17 protein-coding genes are annotated in these 17,416 nt (G+C 70.7%); 14 read left to right on the forward strand and 3 right to left on the reverse strand.

Annotated features, from left to right (window positions below):
* Positions 1-47: 47 nt before the first annotated feature.
* The 6 genes from F4553_RS36550 (at position 48) to F4553_RS36575 (ending at position 7,108) form a co-directional block, all read left to right on the forward strand.
* On the forward strand, positions 48-563 hold the full coding sequence (locus F4553_RS36550) for a hypothetical protein (RefSeq protein WP_184845693.1): 516 nt from the start codon (positions 48-50) through the stop codon (positions 561-563).
* Positions 564-721: 158 nt separating this feature from the next.
* The gene (gene gadC, locus F4553_RS36555; protein WP_184847389.1) at positions 722-2,182 is read left to right on the forward strand and encodes a glutamate/gamma-aminobutyrate antiporter GadC; all 1,461 of its coding nucleotides are present in this window, start codon (positions 722-724) and stop codon (positions 2,180-2,182) included.
* 13 nt (positions 2,183-2,195) lie between these two features.
* On the forward strand, positions 2,196-2,639 hold the full coding sequence (locus F4553_RS36560) for a hypothetical protein (RefSeq protein ID WP_184845695.1): 444 nt from the start codon (positions 2,196-2,198) through the stop codon (positions 2,637-2,639).
* A gap of 127 nt (positions 2,640-2,766) precedes the next feature.
* Positions 2,767-4,422 carry a dipeptidase gene (locus F4553_RS36565; protein WP_184845697.1) on the forward strand — a complete coding sequence of 552 codons (1,656 nt, stop codon included), beginning with the start codon at positions 2,767-2,769 and terminating at the stop codon, positions 4,420-4,422.
* On the forward strand, positions 4,419-5,537 hold the full coding sequence (locus tag F4553_RS36570; protein ID WP_184845699.1) for an aminopeptidase P family protein: 1,119 nt from the start codon (positions 4,419-4,421) through the stop codon (positions 5,535-5,537). The genes F4553_RS36565 and F4553_RS36570 overlap by 4 nt, the downstream gene beginning before the upstream one ends.
* A 95-nt stretch (positions 5,538-5,632) precedes the next feature.
* Positions 5,633-7,108, forward strand: coding sequence for an MFS transporter (locus F4553_RS36575; protein ID WP_312875528.1), 1,476 nt, complete (start codon positions 5,633-5,635; stop codon positions 7,106-7,108).
* 747 nt (positions 7,109-7,855) lie between these two features.
* On the opposite strand, the gene F4553_RS36580 is transcribed toward F4553_RS36575, so the two are convergent.
* Together F4553_RS36580 and F4553_RS36585 are read right to left on the reverse strand one after the other, a co-directional pair.
* The gene (locus F4553_RS36580; protein ID WP_184845701.1) at positions 7,856-9,004 is read right to left on the reverse strand and encodes a sensor histidine kinase; all 1,149 of its coding nucleotides are present in this window, start codon (positions 9,002-9,004) and stop codon (positions 7,856-7,858) included.
* On the reverse strand, positions 9,001-9,657 hold the full coding sequence (locus F4553_RS36585) for a response regulator transcription factor (protein ID WP_184845703.1): 657 nt from the start codon (positions 9,655-9,657) through the stop codon (positions 9,001-9,003). Before F4553_RS36585 ends, F4553_RS36580 begins: the two co-directional genes overlap by 4 nt.
* An 86-nt stretch (positions 9,658-9,743) precedes the next feature.
* Between F4553_RS36585 and F4553_RS36590 the strand changes: the two genes are divergently transcribed.
* Positions 9,744-11,030: an alanine racemase gene (locus F4553_RS36590; RefSeq protein WP_184845705.1), complete on the forward strand. Its 1,287-nt coding sequence runs from the start codon at positions 9,744-9,746 to the stop codon at positions 11,028-11,030.
* A gap of 2 nt (positions 11,031-11,032) precedes the next feature.
* A complete protein-coding gene (locus F4553_RS36595) occupies positions 11,033-12,040 on the forward strand; it encodes a D-alanine--D-alanine ligase family protein (RefSeq protein WP_184845707.1) in 1,008 nt (335 codons plus the stop codon).
* Positions 12,041-12,077: 37 nt separating this feature from the next.
* Here F4553_RS36595 and F4553_RS36600 read toward each other — a convergent pair whose 3' ends face one another.
* On the reverse strand, positions 12,078-12,218 hold the full coding sequence (locus F4553_RS36600; RefSeq protein WP_184845709.1) for a hypothetical protein: 141 nt from the start codon (positions 12,216-12,218) through the stop codon (positions 12,078-12,080).
* A 168-nt stretch (positions 12,219-12,386) separates the two neighbouring features.
* Here F4553_RS36600 and F4553_RS36605 point away from each other — a divergent pair, with 168 nt between their 5' ends.
* The 6 genes from F4553_RS36605 to F4553_RS36630 all read left to right on the forward strand — a co-directional run bounded on the left by F4553_RS36605 (position 12,387) and on the right by F4553_RS36630 (position 17,285).
* The gene (locus tag F4553_RS36605; RefSeq protein WP_184845711.1) at positions 12,387-12,716 is read left to right on the forward strand and encodes a hypothetical protein; all 330 of its coding nucleotides are present in this window, start codon (positions 12,387-12,389) and stop codon (positions 12,714-12,716) included.
* Positions 12,709-13,800, forward strand: a complete 1,092-nt coding sequence (locus tag F4553_RS36610; RefSeq protein WP_184845713.1) for a CaiB/BaiF CoA transferase family protein — start codon at positions 12,709-12,711, stop codon at positions 13,798-13,800. The genes F4553_RS36605 and F4553_RS36610 overlap by 8 nt, the downstream gene beginning before the upstream one ends.
* 41 nt (positions 13,801-13,841) lie before the next feature.
* On the forward strand, positions 13,842-14,429 hold the full coding sequence (locus F4553_RS36615) for a TetR/AcrR family transcriptional regulator (protein ID WP_184845715.1): 588 nt from the start codon (positions 13,842-13,844) through the stop codon (positions 14,427-14,429).
* A complete protein-coding gene (locus F4553_RS36620) occupies positions 14,426-16,045 on the forward strand; it encodes a CocE/NonD family hydrolase (protein WP_184845717.1) in 1,620 nt (539 codons plus the stop codon). The genes F4553_RS36615 and F4553_RS36620 overlap by 4 nt, the downstream gene beginning before the upstream one ends.
* Positions 16,046-16,345: 300 nt before the next feature.
* On the forward strand, positions 16,346-16,549 hold the full coding sequence (locus F4553_RS36625) for a cold-shock protein (protein WP_184845719.1): 204 nt from the start codon (positions 16,346-16,348) through the stop codon (positions 16,547-16,549).
* Positions 16,550-16,664: 115 nt separating this feature from the next.
* Positions 16,665-17,285: a hypothetical protein gene (locus F4553_RS36630; protein WP_184845721.1), complete on the forward strand. Its 621-nt coding sequence runs from the start codon at positions 16,665-16,667 to the stop codon at positions 17,283-17,285.
* The last annotated feature ends 131 nt before the right edge of the window (positions 17,286-17,416 follow it).

Below are 17,416 nucleotides of genomic sequence, written 5' to 3' on the forward strand. Positions count from 1 at the left end.
ATTCGTTGGGCTCTGCGTCAGGAACCGACCGTCCACGAGGGGATATCATGCCGCGTTTTCGATCATCCGCATTCGTCGCGGGGCTCTGCTCGGCGCTCGCGGTGCTCGTCGGCGGCCTGCTCGTCGGTGCGACCACGGGACGGGAACCGGCGCTGGCGAGGGCGGCCGAGCGGGGCGGCCCCGGCTACGGCTCCTCCTCCGGCCCGTCGCCGACGCCGTCGCGCACTCGGTCGCGTACCCCCTCGCCCGGATCTTCGATCCTGTCGCCGAGCGCGAGCGTGACCGCGTCGGTGACACCGCGCGGCACGGCCTCGCCGCTGCGCAAGTCCTCCGCGAGCGTCTCGACCAGCCCGCTCGCCGAGTTCCCGCCACCGCCACCGCCGAGGGTGAGCGGGTCGCCGGGGGAGGGGCTGGCGGATTCGGCGACGCCGAGCCCGGGCCCGGGCCTGCCCGCGACCGGGCGGCCGATCGCCGGGCTCGCCGTCACGGGCGGACTGATCGCGCTGGTCGGAGCGGGTCTGCTGATCGGTGCCCGACGGCTGCGCCGCCGAGCCGACCGCTGACCCGTCCCGTTGCGGCACGGCGTGGCCAGATCGCGATGCCACGCCGTGCTGCACAGCGTGGACTGAGGGGAAAGTGAGCATTTAGGAATATCACGGCATTTTGTCCGTTAGGTTGGCCGCAAGGGAGCCGATCTCACGGAGGTGCTCAGGTGAGCGCAATGGATGTCCCCGCCGACGGCGTCGGGAAACCCGCCGTCGCGGCGCAGGTCAGAGCACCGGCGTTGAACTACATCTCGTGGATCGCACTCGCGATGATGACGACGAGCTCCGTGGCGAGCCTGCGGGCAGCGCCATCGATGGCCGTCTACGGCCTAGCGTGCGTCTTCCTCTACCTGCTGCCCGCGCTCGTCTTCCTGCTGCCGACCTCGCTCGTCTCGGCGGAGCTGGCGTCGGGCTGGAAGGGCGGCGTCTACAACTGGGTCAGCCAGGGCCTCTCGCCGAAGATGGGGTTCCTCGCCGTCTGGTGCCAGTTCGCCATGACGATCTTCTATTATCCCAGCCTGCTGGCGTACGTCGCGAGCACGCTCGCCTATGTCTTCAACCCCAAGCTCGCCTCCAGTGGACTGTGGACGGCCCTGGTCATCATGGTCTGCTTCTGGACCGGCGTCTGGGTGTCGTCGCAGGGCACCAAGTCGGTCGCGGGGCTCGCCAGTGCCGGGTTGATCATCGGTACGCTCGTCCCCGGCGCCATCCTGCTGGTTCTCGGCGCGATCTTCCTCGGCCAGGGCAACACCTCGGCCGCGCCGATGGACGCCGCCCACCTCCTGCCGGCGTGGACCGGCATCGCCAGCCTGGTGCTGATCGTCAACAACTTCCTGTCCTATTCGGGCATGGAGATGAACGCCGTGCACGTGTCGTCGCTGAAGAACCCGGCCAAGGAGTTCCCGAGGGCGATGTTCCTGGCGATGGGGCTGGTGCTGGCGATCTTCATCCTGCCCGCGCTGGTGATCTCCTGGGTCGTGCCGTCGCAGGAGATCAGCCTCACCTCCGGCGTCATGCAGGCCTTCGACGCGGTCTTCAGCCAGTTCAACCTGAACTGGATGACCCCGATCCTCGGCATCATGCTCGTCGTGGCATCGCTCGGCGGCATGCTCACCTGGCTCGCCGGACCGTCGAAGGGACTGCTGCTCGTCTCCCGGGAGAACGGCTACCTGCCGCCCTTCCTGCAGAAGCTCAACAAGCACGGCATCCAGCAGAACATCCTCGTCGCGCAGGGCGCCGTCACCACGGTCATCGCGCTGCTCTACGCCTTCATCCCCGACGTCTCCAGCGCCTACTGGATCCTGTCGGTCATCACCACGCAGGTCTACCTCATCGTCTACCTGCTGATGTTCGTCTCGGCGGTGAAGCTGCGGCGGACCAAGCCCGACCACCCGCGCGGCTTCCGGGCACCGGCCCTGGTGCTGCTCTGCGTCGTCGGCTTCGTCGCCTCGATCGCGGCGCTGCTGATCGGATTCGTGCCGTCGTCTCAGTTCGGCGGGGGCAGCACCATCACCTATGTCGCGATCGTCGGCGGCGGGCTGCTCATCGTGGGCCTGCTGATCCCGTTCCTCTTCTACACGATGCGCAAGCCGTCCTGGAAGACCGCGGATCCCGCGACCACGCAAGCGATCGAGTGAGAGGGGCAGGCACATGTCGTCGACATTCTCCGATCCGCGCAAGCAGCGCATGGTGGCGTACGTGCTGCTCGGCGCCGTGACCCTGATCGCGATCGTCTCCGGGCTGGTGATCTTCAACGGGGCGAAGGCGACCAAGCAGGCCAACACCAAGGCGAGCGAGCTCGCGACCGAGCTGACGGCGGCCGGGCTGCCCGCGCCGGACCAGCAGCAGATCGCCCGGGCACTCGGCAGCGACGGCGGCGCCGCCTGCAGCGATCCGAGCAACTCGCTGAAGCGGGCGATGCTCTACGCCGGCATCACGAACGGCGCCGCGGGACCCGGGCAGCGCCCGGTCATCGGCGACTCGAAGATCGTCCAGGGGCAGCGCCTGATCATCAAGGTCTACTGCCCGGACCAGCTCGCCGACTTCGACAAGCTCGTCGCCGACCTCGATTTCGACGACGTGATCAACGACTGAATAACACCAACTCTTCAAGAGTTGCGGGGATCTTGGGCGCGGTTCGGCGCGGGGTTTGCGCACGGGTTGGCGCACGGTTTTAGGAGCAACTCTTGAAGAGTTGCGGGGATCTTGGGGGAGCAGCGGGATGAGTACGGGGTTGCGGGAGCGGGTGGCCGGGCTGATGCCGGGCGTCAAGGGCGAGCTGGCGGAGCTGGTGGCGATCACCTCGGTCGCCGACCCGAGGCAGTTCCCGGCGGCGGAGTGCGATCGGGCCGCCCAGTGGGTCCTCGACCGGTTCGCCGAGGTCGGCTTCACCGGGCTGCGGCTCGAGCCCACCGCCGACGGGAGCAAGGCCGTCTACGGCGAGCGGCCGGGACCGGCGGGCGCGCCGACGGTGCTGCTCTACGCCCACTACGACGTGCAGCCGCCGCTGGACGACGAGGCGTGGCGGACCCCGCCGTTCGAGCTCACCGAGGTCGACGGCCGGTGGTACGGCCGGGGCACCGCCGACTGCAAGGGCAACATCCTGATGCACCTCACGGCGTTGCGGGCGCTCGGCGATGACGTACCCGTCGGGCTGAAGCTCATCGTCGAGGGCTCGGAGGAGCAGGGCACCGGCGGCCTGGAGGACTTCGTCCCCAAGCACAGGGAGCTGCTCCAGGCCGATGCGATCCTCGTCTGCGACACCGGCAACGCCGCCGTCGGCGAACCCGCCGTCACGTCCAGCCTGCGCGGCCTCGCCAACGTGATCGTCACCGTCGAGGCACTCAGCTCGGAGATGCACTCCGGCATGTTCGGCGGCGCCGCACCCGACGCGCTCGCCGCCCTGATCCACATGCTCGCCACCCTGCGCGACGCCAAGGGCAACACCACGATCGACGGCCTGGACGGCACCGGGGTCTGGGAGGGCACCGAATACCCGCCCGACCGCTTCCGCAGCGACGCCAACGTGCTCGACGGCGTCGACCTGCTCGGCGACGGCCGGGTCTCGGACATGCTCTGGGCCCGCCCCGCCGCGACCGTGCTCGGCATCGACTGCCCGCCGGTCGTCGGCTCGGCCGCCGCGATCCAGCCGCACGCCAAGGCCCGGATCAACCTGCGGGTGCCGCCCGGCATGGACCCCGTCACGGCGCAGGACGCCCTGATCGCGCACCTGGAGGCCGCGGCGCCGTGGCACGTCAAGGTCACGGTGGAGCGTGAGTCGTCCGGCTCGCCGTTCGAGGCCCGCACCGGCGGCCCCGCCTACGCCGCACTCGACGAAGCGATGACCGAGGCCTACGGCAAGGGGTTCACGACGCTGGGGCAGGGCGGTTCGATTCCACTGTGCAACGTCTTCGCCGACGCCTACCCTGAGGCGGAGATCATCCTCATGGGAGTGGAGGAGCCGTTGACCCTCATGCACGCGCCCAACGAGAGCGTCGCGCCGAGCGAGATCGAGCACATGGCGCTCGCCGAGGCCCTCTTCCTGCAAAAATACGCCGAGGGCCGCAGGAGCTTCGCGGAGCGCGCCGCGGCGCCTGGACTGAGGAGCGCAGCGACGAGGGAAGGCGGCGCGCAGGGGCGCGCGGAGCGGAGCGACCCGGGGACTGAGAGCTTCGCGGAGCGCGCCGCGGTGCCTGGACTGAGGAGCGCAGCGACGAGGGAAGGCGGCGCGCAGGGGCGCGCGGAGCGGAGCGACCCGGGGACTGAGAGCTTCGCGGAGCGCGCCGCGGTGCCTGGACTGAGGAGCGCAGCGACGAGGGAAGGCGGCGCGCAGGGGCGCGCGGAGCGAAGCGACCCAGGAACAGGAACAGCAGCATGAGCCCGCGACCCTTCACCGCCGAGGACTACGTCGTCCGGATGGGGCGGGCCACCGAGCAGGCCGCCGAGGCCGGGCTCTCCGGGCTGCTCATCACGCCCGGTCCCGACCTGACCTACCTCTGCGGCTACCAGCCCACCGCCGTCACCGAGCGGCTGACGATGCTGGTGCTCGCCTCCGGGCGTACCCCCGCGATGATCGTGCCCAAGCTGGAGCGGCCGGAAGCCGAGGCCGCGAGCGGGACCACCGTGGAGCTCGTCGACTGGACCGACGGCCAGGACCCCTACGCGGTGACCGCGCCGCTGCTGGCGCCCGGCGGGCGCTACGGCATCTCCGACGGCGCGTGGGCGATGCACCTGCTCGGGCTGCAGCAGACCCTGCCGCAGACCCGCTACGCCGCGCTCACCCAGGCCCTGCCGATGCTGCGCGCGGTCAAGGACGACGACGAGCTGGAGCGGCTCGCCGCGGCCGGTGCGGCGGCCGACGCCGCCTACGGCGACATCCTGGGCGTGCGCTTCGCGGGCCGCCGCGAGACCGAGGTGGCGGCAGACCTTTCAAGACTTCTCCTGGGGTACGGGCACAGCCAGGTCGACTTCACCGTGGTCGGTTCCGGCCCCAACGGTGCGAATCCGCACCACGAGGCGGGCGAGCGGGTGATCGCCGAGGGTGACACGGTCGTGCTCGACTTCGGTGGCCTCAAGGACGGCTACGGCTCGGACACCACCCGCACCGTCTATGTCGGCGACACCCCGCCGGATGAGGTACGCAAGGTCCACGACCTGGTCCGCGCCGCGCAGCAGGCGGCGTTCGAGGCGGTCCGGCCGGGCGTGCAGTGCCAGGAGATCGACAGGGTGGCCCGGCAGGTGATCACCGACGGCGGGTACGGCGACTACTTCATCCACCGCGTCGGCCACGGGATCGGGCTCACCACGCACGAGCCGCCCTACATGGTCGCGGGGGAGACCCACACCATCGTGCCCGGGATGTGCTTCTCGATCGAGCCCGGCATCTATCTGCCGGGGCGCTTCGGCGTGCGGATCGAGGACATCGTCACCTGCACCGCCGACGGCGGCAAGCGCTTCAACAACACGCCGCACGAGCTGAAGACCGTCCACTGAAGTCTCCCCATTATGGGACAAATCCCCTAGTTGGAGAATCGCCGCACCCCTCGGTGAAGAATCAAAAGTCCTGGTCACAAGCCGAGGGGGACATCGTGGAGACAGCACTGCAGCCGGTGGAGGCCTATCCCCGGCGCTGGCTCGCGCTGGCGGTCATCGCGATCGCGCAGCTCATGGTCATTCTCGATGCGACCATCGTCAACATCGCCCTGCCGCAGGCCCAGGCCGAACTCGGCATCAGCGACCCGGACCGGCAGTGGGTCATCACGGCGTACACGTTGACCTTCGGCGGCTTCCTGCTGCTCGGCGGCCGGATCGCCGACTACTGGGGCCGCAAGCGCGCCTTCATCTGGGGCTCCGTCGGCTTCGCCGCCGCCTCCGCGCTCGGCGGTCTCGCCAACACCGGCGGCACGCTCTTCGCCGCCCGCGCGCTGCAGGGCCTCTTCGGCGCGCTGCTCATGCCGGCCAGCCTCGCCCTGCTCACCGTCGTCTTCACCGAGGTACGCGAGCGCGCCAAGGCCTTCGCCGTCTACGGCGCCATCGCCGGTGGCGGTGCCGCGATCGGTCTGTTCCTCGGCGGTGTCCTCACCGAGTACGCCAACTGGCGCTGGTGCCTGCTCGTCAACATCCCGATCGCGGCGATCGCCGTCGCCATGGCGATCCCGTGGGTGCCCGAGAGCAAGGCGAAGGGCAACACCAGGCTCGACGTCCCCGGCGCCGTCGTGGTCACCCTGGGCCTGGTATCGCTCGTCTACGGCTTCACCAAGGCGGCCACCGACGGCTGGAGCGCGGGCACCACCCTCGGCTTCATCGCCGCCGGCGTGGTCCTGCTGATCCTCTTCGTCGTCCTGCAGACCCGGGTCAGCAACCCGCTGCTGCCGATGCGGATCCTGCTCGACCGCAACCGGGGCGGTGCCTACATCGCGAGCCTGCTCACCGGTGTCGGCCTCTTCGGCGCGTTCCTCTTCCTCACCTTCTATTTCCAGCAGACCCTGGGATACAGCCCGCTCAAGGCAGGTCTCGCCTCGATGCCGGTGACCCTCGGCGTCTTCATCTCGGCCGGTGCCGCCAGCCAGCTCGTGCCGAAGATCGGGCCGAAACCGCTGATGGTGACCGGTGCGCTGCTCGCCACGGCGGCGATGCTGCTGCTCACCCAGATCGCCATCGACAGTACGTTCTGGCTGCACATCTTCCCGGCGGAGCTGCTGCTGGGCCTCGGTCTCGGCTCCATCTTCGTACCGCTGTCGAACCTGGCGCTGATCGGTGTCGGCACCCACGATGCCGGTGCGGCGAGCGCGACCCTCAACGCGACCCAGCAGATCGGTGGCTCACTCGGTACCGCACTGCTGAACACCTTCGCCACCACGGCCGCTGCCGCCTATGTCGCCGACCACATGTCGCCCACGGCGAATCCGAGGATGGTCGCGGGGGAGGCGGCGGTGCACGGTTACACGGTGGCGTTCTTCTGGGCGGCGGTGTTCCTGGCGATCGCGGCGGTGGTCATCATGGTGATGGTCAAGGCGCGTAGGGAGGACCTCCCCGACCAGTCCGCTCCAGCCCACGTGGGCTAGCGGTAGCGGGCGGCGGGCTAGCGGCGGCGGGCCTGGGGCCCCGGCTGCGGCTGCGGCTGCGGCTGCGGCTGCGGCTGCGGCAAGATCGTCGCAACTCTTGAAGAGTTGGTGTTATTCCGCGGCGGCGTGTGCATGATCGCGCTGTTTCCGGGAAGTTGGCCCCTCCGCGAGCGGGGGAAGGGATTGTTTCCCGGAAACAGCGCGATCAATCGTGCGTGGGCGCGTGGGCGCGTGGGCGCGTGGGCGCGTGGGATCGCGCAGAGCGCTTGGGATCGCGTAGAGCGAGGTGCGCTGACCAGCTAGTTTACCCTGGGCGCGCAGGGAGGATGTCCAGGTACCAGTGGGCGTCGGGCGCCTAGGTTGCTGGGGTGCCGGGTCCCCCTGGGTGCCGGGGTGCTGGGGTGCCGGGTGCCGGGTGCTTGCCGCTGGCTGCCGCCGCCTGCCGCCGCCTGTCAGCGTTTTGCAGCAAAGCGTGGTCTCGCAGCTCGGAATAGCCACGTTTTGCAGCAAAGCGTGACGAGTATCTGCCGACGGCGCGCACGTCAACTGCACCCCTCGAAGATCGGGTCAACCCAGCCGCTCTAGGCACATCATGATCGCGCAAAAACCCGGAACCAAGCCCCTCCCCGCCTGCCGGAGGGGCCAACTTCCGGGAAACAGCGCGATCATGCATCGCGGCACCGCGCAATAACACCAACTCTTCAAGAGTTGCGACGATCTTGCCGCAGCCGCAGCCCCGCGCGGGGATTACCAGCGGATGGGGAGAGTCACCCGCACTGAGAGGCCGCCGCCTGGGTTCGGGGCGGCCACCGCGTCGCCGGAGTGGGCCTGGGCCACCGCGCGTACGATCGACAGCCCGAGGCCGTGGCCGCGAGCGGAACCTACCCGGTCGACCAGTCGGCGGAACGGCTCGAAGAGCACCGGCACCTCGTGCGCCCCGATCTCCGCCCCGGTGTTCGTCACCGTGATCTCCACGAAGCGCGGCCCGGTGAAGGTGGTCACGCCGACCCGCCCGGACGGCACGTTGTAGCGGACGGCGTTGTCGACGAGGTTGCGGATGAGCTGCTCCAGCAGGATCGCGTCGCCGGTCGTCGCCGCCGGACGCAGGTCGGCCGTGACCGTGATCGCGTGCTCGGCGGCGAGCGCGGCCGTCCCGCGCAGCGCCGATGCCGCGAGCTCCGCGACGTCGACCGGACGCCGTTCGGTGACCTGGTCGTCAGCGCGGGCCAGGGTGAGCAGCGCGTCGATGAGGCGTTCGTGGCGCTGGTTGACGGCGAGGAGGTTCTCGCCGAGGTTGCGTACCTCGACCGGGCTGCCGGGGCGGTTCATCGCCACTTCGACGAGGGTCCGGTTCAGCGCGATCGGGGTCTTCAGCTCGTGGGCGGCGTTGGCGATGAACCGCCCCTGCCCGGCGAAGGCCTCGTCGAGCCGGTCGAGCATGCTGTCGAACGAGTCGGCGAGGCTCTTGACCTCGCCCGGCGGCATGTCGAGGGCGATGCGCCGGTGCAGCGTACGCCCGGCGATCCGCTGTGCGGTCAACGTGATCCGGCTCAGCGGGCGCAGCAGACGTCCGGCGAGGAACCAGCCGGACGCGGTGGCGACGATCCAGACCACGAGGACGGTCATGCCGCCCTTGGCGATCAGGTTGAGCTGCATCGAGTCGATGATCTGCTGCTGGGTGACCTCGTCGCGGGGGAGTTGGTCGAGGACCGCCTCCTTGTCGCCGAAACCCGGAGAGGAGTATTTCTCCTGGTAGACCAGGTTCAGGCTGTACTCCATGCTGTTGCGGACCAGGATCATGCTGCCCGCGAGCACCGCGGCCGCGGCGAGCCCGAAGATCACGCTGAACGCGACGGTGAGCCGGATCCGCAGGTTCCCGCGCAGGCTGTGGTTCATGCGAGGCGGTACCCCACGCCGGTGATCGTCTCGATGAGCTGCGGCTCGCCGAGCTTGCGGCGCAGCCCGCTGATCGTGACGCGGACGATCGTGGTGAACGGGTCCATGTTCTCGTCCCAGACCTTCTCCAGCAGCGTCTCGGCGCTGACGACGGCACCCTCGGCGCGCAGCAGCTCCTCCAGCACGGCGAACTCCTTCTTCGACAACCCGACATAGCGGTCATCGCGGTAGGTCTCGCGGTGGTGCGGATCGAGGCGTACCCCCGAGCGGGTGAGGACCGGCGGCGTCGCCGGGCGCGACCTGCGCCCCAGCGCGCGGACCCGGGCCACCAGCTCGGCGAAGGCGAACGGCTTCGCCAGGTAGTCGTCGGCACCGAGGGTGAGCCCGGCCACCCGCTCGGCGACGGTGGTGGAGACGGTGAGCATCAGCACCCGCACGTCGGAGCCGGAGGCGACGACCTCGCGGCACACGTCGTCGCCGTGGACCCCGGGCAGGTCCCGGTCGAGCACGAGCACGTCGTAGTCGTTGACCGCAAGCCGCTCCAGCGCCGCCGCCCCGTCATAGGCGACGTCGACCGCGAACGTCTCCTGCCGCAGCCCCTCGGCGATGGCGTCGGCCATCAGCTCCTCGTCCTCGACCACCAGAATGCGCACGGGGCAAGTATGCACAGGTCGTGTGAGTTCTCCGTGAGCGTTCGCGCTCTCGATCACCTCACACCCGCCCTGGTGGAGTAACCCCGATGAGCACAGATCTGGCCGAGGCGGTCGTGGACCTCGCGGCCGTCCGGGGCAATCTCGCGACGATCGCGGCGGGTACGCCCGCCCGCATCCTGGCCGTCGTGAAGGCCGACGGCTTCGGCCACGGTGCCGTGCCGATCGCCCGGGCCGCGCTCGCCGCTGGCGCGGCCTGGCTCGGGGTGACCTCCGCCACGGAGGCCCTGGCCCTGCGTGCCGACGGGATCACCGCGCCGATTCTGAGCTGGCTGCACCGCCCCGACGCCGACGTCACCGCGCTGATCCTGGCGGACGTCGACATCTCGGTCTCCACCGTCGCCCACCTGCGCCGGGTCGCCGCCGACGCGGCCCGCTGCGGCCGGGTCGCCCATGTGCACCTCAAGGCCGACACGGGCCTGCACCGCAACGGCGCCACCAGCGACGACTGGCCGGAACTGCTCGCCTGGACCCGCAAGCACGAGCACGAGGGCACCCTCCGCTGCCGCGCGATCTGGTCCCACCTCGCCACCGCCGACCAGCCCCCCAAGACCACCCCAACTCTTGAAGACTTGGTGCTAAACGCCCCCGCCCCCACCGGCTCCGGGCCCATCGCCGCCGCACCCGGCTTCTCCGCATCCGACCCCGCCGCACCCAAGATCGACGCAACTCTTGAAGAGTTGTTGCTAAACGCGGCCGCGCCGGGCGATGCGGGCGCGCCGGGCAGCGCGGGCGTTGCTCGGCAGAGGGCGGCGTTCGTCGCCGCGGTGGCGGAGGCCCGGGCCGCCGGGCTGACGCCGGAGCTGGCGCACCTCGCCAACTCGGCGGCCGCGATGACCGCCCCGGACACCCACTTCGACCTGGTCCGGATCGGCATCGGGCTCTACGGCATCGAGCCGGTTCCCGGTCGCGTCACCGGGCTGCGTCCGGCGCTGACCGTGCGTACCAGCGTGATCAACATCAAGCGCGTGCCTGCCGGGTCGGGTGTCTCCTATGGGCCCGACCACGTCACGACCCGCCCGACCAGCCTGGCGCTGCTGCCGATCGGGTACGCCGACGGCCTGCCCCGCGCGGCCGAGGGCCGGGCGCAGGTCGTGATCGCCGGGCGCCGCTGCCCGATCGTCGGGCGCATCGCCATGGACCAGTGCGTCGTCGACGTCGGCGACCTGCCGGTCGGCCTCGGCGACACCGCGATCGTCCTCGGCACCGGCGGGCCGTCCGCCACCGAGTGGGCCGCCTGGGCCGGCACCAATCCGCACGAGATCCTGACGGGCATCGGCCCCCGGGTGACCCGCACCTATCTGCACGGGGAGTGAGCATGACGATTCGACTGGCGGTCATCTACGGCGGCCGCAGCGGCGAGCACGACGTGTCGCTGGCGTCCGCGACGAGCATCCTGACCCACCTGGACCGCTCCGTCTACGACGTGACCGAGGTGCTGATCACCCGGGGCGGTGAGTGGGTCGTCGGCGGCGAGCCGCTGGGCATGGGGAGCGCGCTGCGCCGCCTCGCCGAGCAGGACGTGGTCTTCCCGGCGCTGCACGGGCCCTACGGCGAGGACGGCACGATCCAGTCGGTGCTGGAGCTGATCGGGGTGCCCTACGTGGGCAGCGGGGTGCTGGCGAGCGCGGCCGGGATGGACAAGGAGTTCACGAAGAAGCTGCTCGTCGCGGCCGGTCTGCGGGTCGCGGCCGGTGTCGTGCTGCGCGGACCGCAGTCGACGGTGGCTCCCGCCGACCGGGAACTGCTGGGCCTGCCGGTCTTCGTCAAACCCGCCCGGGCGGGCTCCAGCCTCGGTGTCTCCAGAGTGGACGACTGGGCCGCGCTGCCCGATGCGCTGGCGTTGGCCCGCCGCAGTGACGGCAAGGTGCTGGTGGAGGCGGCGGTCCGCGGCCGGGAGGTCGACGTGGCGGTGCTGGAGCACCCGGACGGCCGGGTGACGGCCGGTCCGCCGCTGGAGATCCGGGTCTCGGGGCCGGATTTCTTCGACTACGACGCGAAGTACGCCGGGGGCGCGGTCTTCGACATCCCGGCCCGGCTCGATCCGGCCGTGACGGAGCTGCTGCGGGAGCGGGCGGTCCGGGCCTTCGGCGCGCTGGAATGCCGCGGGCTGCTGCGGGTCGACTTCTTCCTGCCGGCGGACGGTTCGGAGCCGGTCGTCAACGAGGTCAACACCTTCCCCGGCTTCACCGCCGCGTCGCAGTTCCCCCGGATGTGGGCGGAGGCGGGCCTGCCCTTCCCGCGCCTGCTGGACACGCTGATCGCGACTGCTCTGCCGACCCGGCAGGTGACGAGCGGAACCTACGCGACCGCACTCCGGTCCTAGCGCTGATAGTGCGGAGGCGGAGGGTGCCGACGGGCCGTCAGGGCGTGCCGGCCTTGTCGCTGAGGTCGACGACGAGGAGGTAGGCGGCGAAGACGCCGATGCAGCAGACCAGCAGGATCACCGCGCCGATGCCGAAGAAGAGTGCCACCTGGCGACGCGATGATCCATTTTCATCCATGAACTGGACTCTACGGTGGCCGTCAACGGCGGGCGGCGAAGGCGAGGGGCGTCATGCCGCGCCCCTCCCGTTCGCCACCGGCGTCCGCGCATCCTGCATCGTGCGCGGAAGGCCAGGTGAACGCATGTCCGCTTCCGAGATGTCAGTCCGTGTCGGTACGGTGACGCGGTGGGTCCTGACGTCCTGATGATGCACTTTCCGCCCGAGCTGGCCATGGATCGGCCACCGCCGGGCTGGCGACCGCGCCCGATCGGCACCGGTGCCGAGATCCGGGCGACCTTCGCGCGCACGCTGCCGGGCTGCCACTACCGCGACGGCGAGCTGCACTACTCGGGGGACGGCTTCACCATCAGCGCCTTCGTCGACGAGTTCGACGACCAGCCGGTTCTCGGCCTCACGATCGTGATCACCCGCGACGGCGGCGACCCGCTGCCGACCACCCTGGCGCTGACGGCCGCCCTGGACGCGGGCGCGACGATGAGCACGGCCCGTGGCTGACGGTCCGCTCGCCGGACTGATCGTCGCCGATTTCTCGCGGGTCCTCGCCGGTCCGCTCGCCGCGATGACGCTCGGCGATCTCGGCGCCGACGTGGTCAAGGTGGAGCGGCCGGGCACCGGTGACGACACCCGGTCCTGGGCGCCGCCGACGACGCCGGACGGCCGCTCCACCTACTTCCTCGCGGTCAACCGCAACAAGCGCGGCGTCGCGATCGACCTGGCGACCGAGGCCGGCCGGGCCCAGGCCCGCGAGCTGGCGCTGGGCGCGGACATCCTGGTGGAGAACTTCCCGCCCGGCACGATGGAGCGATTCGGGCTCGGCTACGACGATCTCCGCGACGCCCATCCCGGCCTGATCTACGCGAGCGTGACCGGCTTCGGCCGGGGCGCCGGGGCCGAGCTGCCGGGATACGACTTCCTCATCCAGGCGGTCGGCGGGCTGATGTCGATCACCGGCGATCCCGGCGGCGAGCCGATGAAGGTCGGTGTCGCGCTCGTCGACGTGCTCGCCGGGCAGCAGCTCACCAGCGGCATCCTCGCCGCCCTCCACGCCCGGACCCGCACCGGCCGCGGCCAGCGGGTCGACGTCAACCTCCTGTCGAGCCTGCTCGCGGGCCTCGTCAACCAGGCCTCGGCCTACCTCAACGCCGAGGTCGTGCCCGGGCGCCTCGGCAACGCCCATCCGAGCATCGCGCCCTATCAGACGCTGCGGTGCGCCGACCGGCCGCTCGCGCTCGCCGTCGGCAACGACGCCCAGTTCCACCGGCTCGCGGCCGTCGTCGGCCTCCCGGTGGGGGAGCGCTTCGCGACCAACCCCAGCCGGGTACGCCACCGCGAAGCCCTCGCCACCGCACTGGAGGAGCGTCTGGGCACCCGCCCGGCCGCCGAGTGGGTCGGGCTGCTGACCGGGGCGGGTGTCCCGTGCGGCCTCGTCGGCACCGTGGCGGAGGGGTTCGCGCTCGCCGAGGCGCTCGGGCTGGATCCGGTCGTCCGGCAGGAGGGAGCGGCCTCGGTGGCGAGCCCGATCGTCCTCTCCGAGACCCCGGTGACCTATCGCCTGCCGCCGCCGGAGCTGCCGGGGTGACGACTGGCGATTGATGTGTACGGTACGGTACCGTACACATCATGGTGACCCGGGGGACCGCACGCGAACAGGCCATCCTCACCGCGACGATCGAGCTGCTGCACTCCGGCGGCTACGCGGCGCTGACGATGGACGCCGTCGCGGCCACGGCACGGGCGAGCAAGACGACGATCTACCGGCGCTGGCGGGGCAAGCCCGACCTGGTCCGCGCCGCCGTCGAGGCCTACCGCGACGAGCACAGCCCGCCCCTGATCGACACCGGCACCCTGCGCGGCGATCTGCTCGCCCTGCTCAGCCGCGCCCGTGACAAGACGCAGGGCGAGTTCATGGCGCTCATGGGCGACCTGATGCAGGCGATGCGCCACGACCCCGAGCTGCGGGCCGCCCTGTGGGCCCGGCTCGTCGACGAACCGGGGCCCTTCGCCGTGATCGTGCCCCGCGCGGTCGCCCGGGGCGAGGCGGCCGCCCACGCCACCGGCGAGCTCGCCCACGAGGTCGCCGAGGCGCTCATCCTCCGGCAGGTCGCCCTCGGCGAGGAGTGGCGGGGCGAGGAGTTCCTGGTCCACGTCGTCGACGACATCCTGCTGCCGCTGCTCACCCACCCCCGCCCGACTGGAGACCCCCGATGACGGTGATGAGCACGCTGATGGCCCGGCAGTTCGGGCTGCCCCCGGCCGAGACGACCGACGTGCGGGTCCAGCGCGACCTCCGCGTACCCATGCCTGATGGTGTCGACCTGCTCGCGGACCGCTATTCTCCGCGCGGCCGCGACCGGGCGCCGCTCGTGCTGGCGCGCTCGCCCTATGGGCGGCGCGGCGTCTGGGGGATGCTCTTCGGCCGGCTCCTCGCCGAGCGCGGCTTCCAGGCGGTGGTGCAGAGCTGCCGGGGGACCTTCGGCTCGGGCGGCACCTTCGACCCCTTCGGCGACGAGCGCGCCGACGGTCTCGCCACCGTCGCCTGGCTGCGCGGGCAGGACTTCTATCCGGGGTCCTTCGCCACCGCCGGACCGAGCTACCTCGGCTTCACCCAGTGGGCGATCGCCGGGGTCGCCGGTGCCGAGCACCGTGGGATGGCGACGCAGGTCACCACGGCCGCGCTGCACCACATGATCTACGCGGGCGGCTCGATGTCGTGGGCCACGATGACGGCCTGGATGCAGGACATGGAGCGGCAGCAGGGGAGCTTCTCGCTGCTGCGGCGGATCGGGGGCAGGAAGCGGCTGGGCCGGGCGCTGCGGACCCTGCCGCTCACCGAGGCGGACCGGGTCGCTTCGGGCCACCGGGTGGAGTATTTCCAGCAGTGGCTGGCGCACCCGGGCATCGACGACGCCTACTGGCAGCCGCGGCAGTTCGCCGACGGGGTCGCCGCGGTCGACACCCCGGTGAGCATGGTCGGCGGCTGGCACGACTTCATGCTGCCCTGGCAGCTGCGCGACTACGCGGCGATGCGCGACGCGGGCAACCCGCCGCAGCTCACGATCGGGCCGTGGCAGCACGCCGACGAGCACTCGATCCGGGGCTGGATGGCCGACCTGTTCCCCTTCCTCGGCGCCGTGCTGACCGGCTCCGAACGGCGGGCCGCCCCGGTGCGGATCTTCGTCACCGGCGCCGAGGAGTGGCGTGAGGACGCGCAGTGGCCCCCGGCCGGGGCATCGGCGCTGTGGTACCTGCACCCCGGTGGGCTGCTCGCCACGGCGCCGCCGGTCGAGAGCGAGCCGGATCGGCACCCCTACGACCCGGCCGACCCCACCCCGTCGGTGGGCGGGCCGGTGGAGCCGGCGGCGCGCCCGCGCGTGGACAACCGCGAGCTGGAGGCGAGGGCCGACGTGCTCGTCTACACCAGTGAGCTGCTCGGCGAGCCCCTGGAGGTGATCGGCGTGCCGTCGGTGGAGCTCTTCGTGACGTCGACCGCCGCGGATGTCGACGTCTTCGCCCGGATCTGTGACGTGGCGCCCGACGGTACGTCGATCAATATCAGCGACGCGCTGTGCCGGGTCCGGCCGGGCCACGAGGGTCCGGTCGGTTTCGAGCTCTGGCCGGTGGCGCACCGGTTCGCGGCGGGCCACCGGCTGCGCCTGCAGGTGTCGGGCGGGGCGTTCCCGCGTTACCCGAGAAACCTTCCCGGAACCACCGGATCGGGTGAATCCTCCGGTTTCGCTGCCTCGGAACGCCAGATTCACCATGATCCGGCCCGGCCGTCCGTGCTTCGCCTGCCGATCCCGGATGGTGGCTCTGAGCTGGGGTGATGCTCGCCGGCTGGGCGTGGGCGCCCCGATCGCCGACGCCTCGGGTGCCCCGCGACACACGGGGGAGATCAGATAGGACGGGACAAGCCGGAGGGGGCGTGTTAGGCTAGCTCCGATGCACGTTTGGTTCCCAGATAACTTTGTAAGCGCCTTGTGGGATAATAGCCCAGGGCGCTGTTTGGTTTGGCCGAGTCTTCTCGGATCAGGGCAATCATCACGGCGACGCGGCTCAATTGGCCGCGGGGTTTCCCTTTCAGCCCGATAAAGAGCGGGCAGAAGTAATCCGTCAAGGAGAAGAAAATGGCCATCGGTACTGTCAAGTGGTTCAACGCGGAAAAGGGTTTCGGCTTCATCACGCCCGACGGCGGCGGCAACGACGTGTTCGCGCACTTCTCGGCGATCGCGACGAGCGGCTACCGCTCCCTCGAGGAGAACCAGCGGGTGGAGTTCGAGATCACCCAGGGCCAGAAAGGCCCGCAGGCGGAGAACATCCGTCCGCTCTGACCGCTCGGACCACTTCCTGAGCTGTAGCACCTAAGAACGGCCCGCGGATATCGCGGGCCGTTCTGCTGTGTGTCGGTCCTCTTGATACTCGGTCGAACCGGGCATACTGGCCGTTGTGAATATCCGTCGCATCGGAGCAGCGGCGTTGTCGCTCGGGGCGCTGCTGACGGTCGCCGTCACCAGCCTCGCCTTTCTGGACAATCACGGATACGTCTACCTGAAGTGGTTCGCCCACCCGTTCCTGGGCCTCGCCGTCGGGGTGGTCCTGCTCGCGCTCGCGGCCCGGGTCGCCTTCGAGCGGGGCATGCTGGTCCTCGGTGTCCAGTGGGTCGCCGCCGTGGTGGCGTCCCTCGCCCTCATCATGGGCGCCCGCTTCGCCAAGCTGGAGCAGCCCTTCGCCGCGACCCGCGGCCCCGTCGTCGCCTCCTCGGACCGCTTCCAGGTCGTGCAGTACAACGCGCCGACCCTCTTCGCCACCGACAGCGTCACCCTGCGACTGCGCAGCCGGGCCGGGATCGCCAGCCGCGAGGGCGCCGTCGACCTCGCCTGTTTCGCCGTCCCCGCACCGGGTGTCGCGTCGGCGTCGCTCTTCGAGAAGGCCGAGCTCAGCGGCCCGGACCGGCTGGAGGTGACGTCGCGGGACGGCAAGACCTGGATCATCACCTTCGATGCGGTGACGCTGGCGCCGTCGGCCAGATTGGACCGGTGCAGCGGCGCGCTGCCGCGGCGTCCATAGACTTGCAGAAATTTGTTTGATTATTGCGCATCGATGTCGTGTTCACTACGATCGCGATGCGCCCGACATCATCCACAGTCGATGCCGAGCGCCATTCGCCTGCTGCCGCCCCGATCGGGTGAGGGTGGGCG

This window comes from Allocatelliglobosispora scoriae (genome assembly GCF_014204945.1).
Taxonomy (GTDB): domain Bacteria; phylum Actinomycetota; class Actinomycetes; order Mycobacteriales; family Micromonosporaceae; genus Allocatelliglobosispora; species Allocatelliglobosispora scoriae.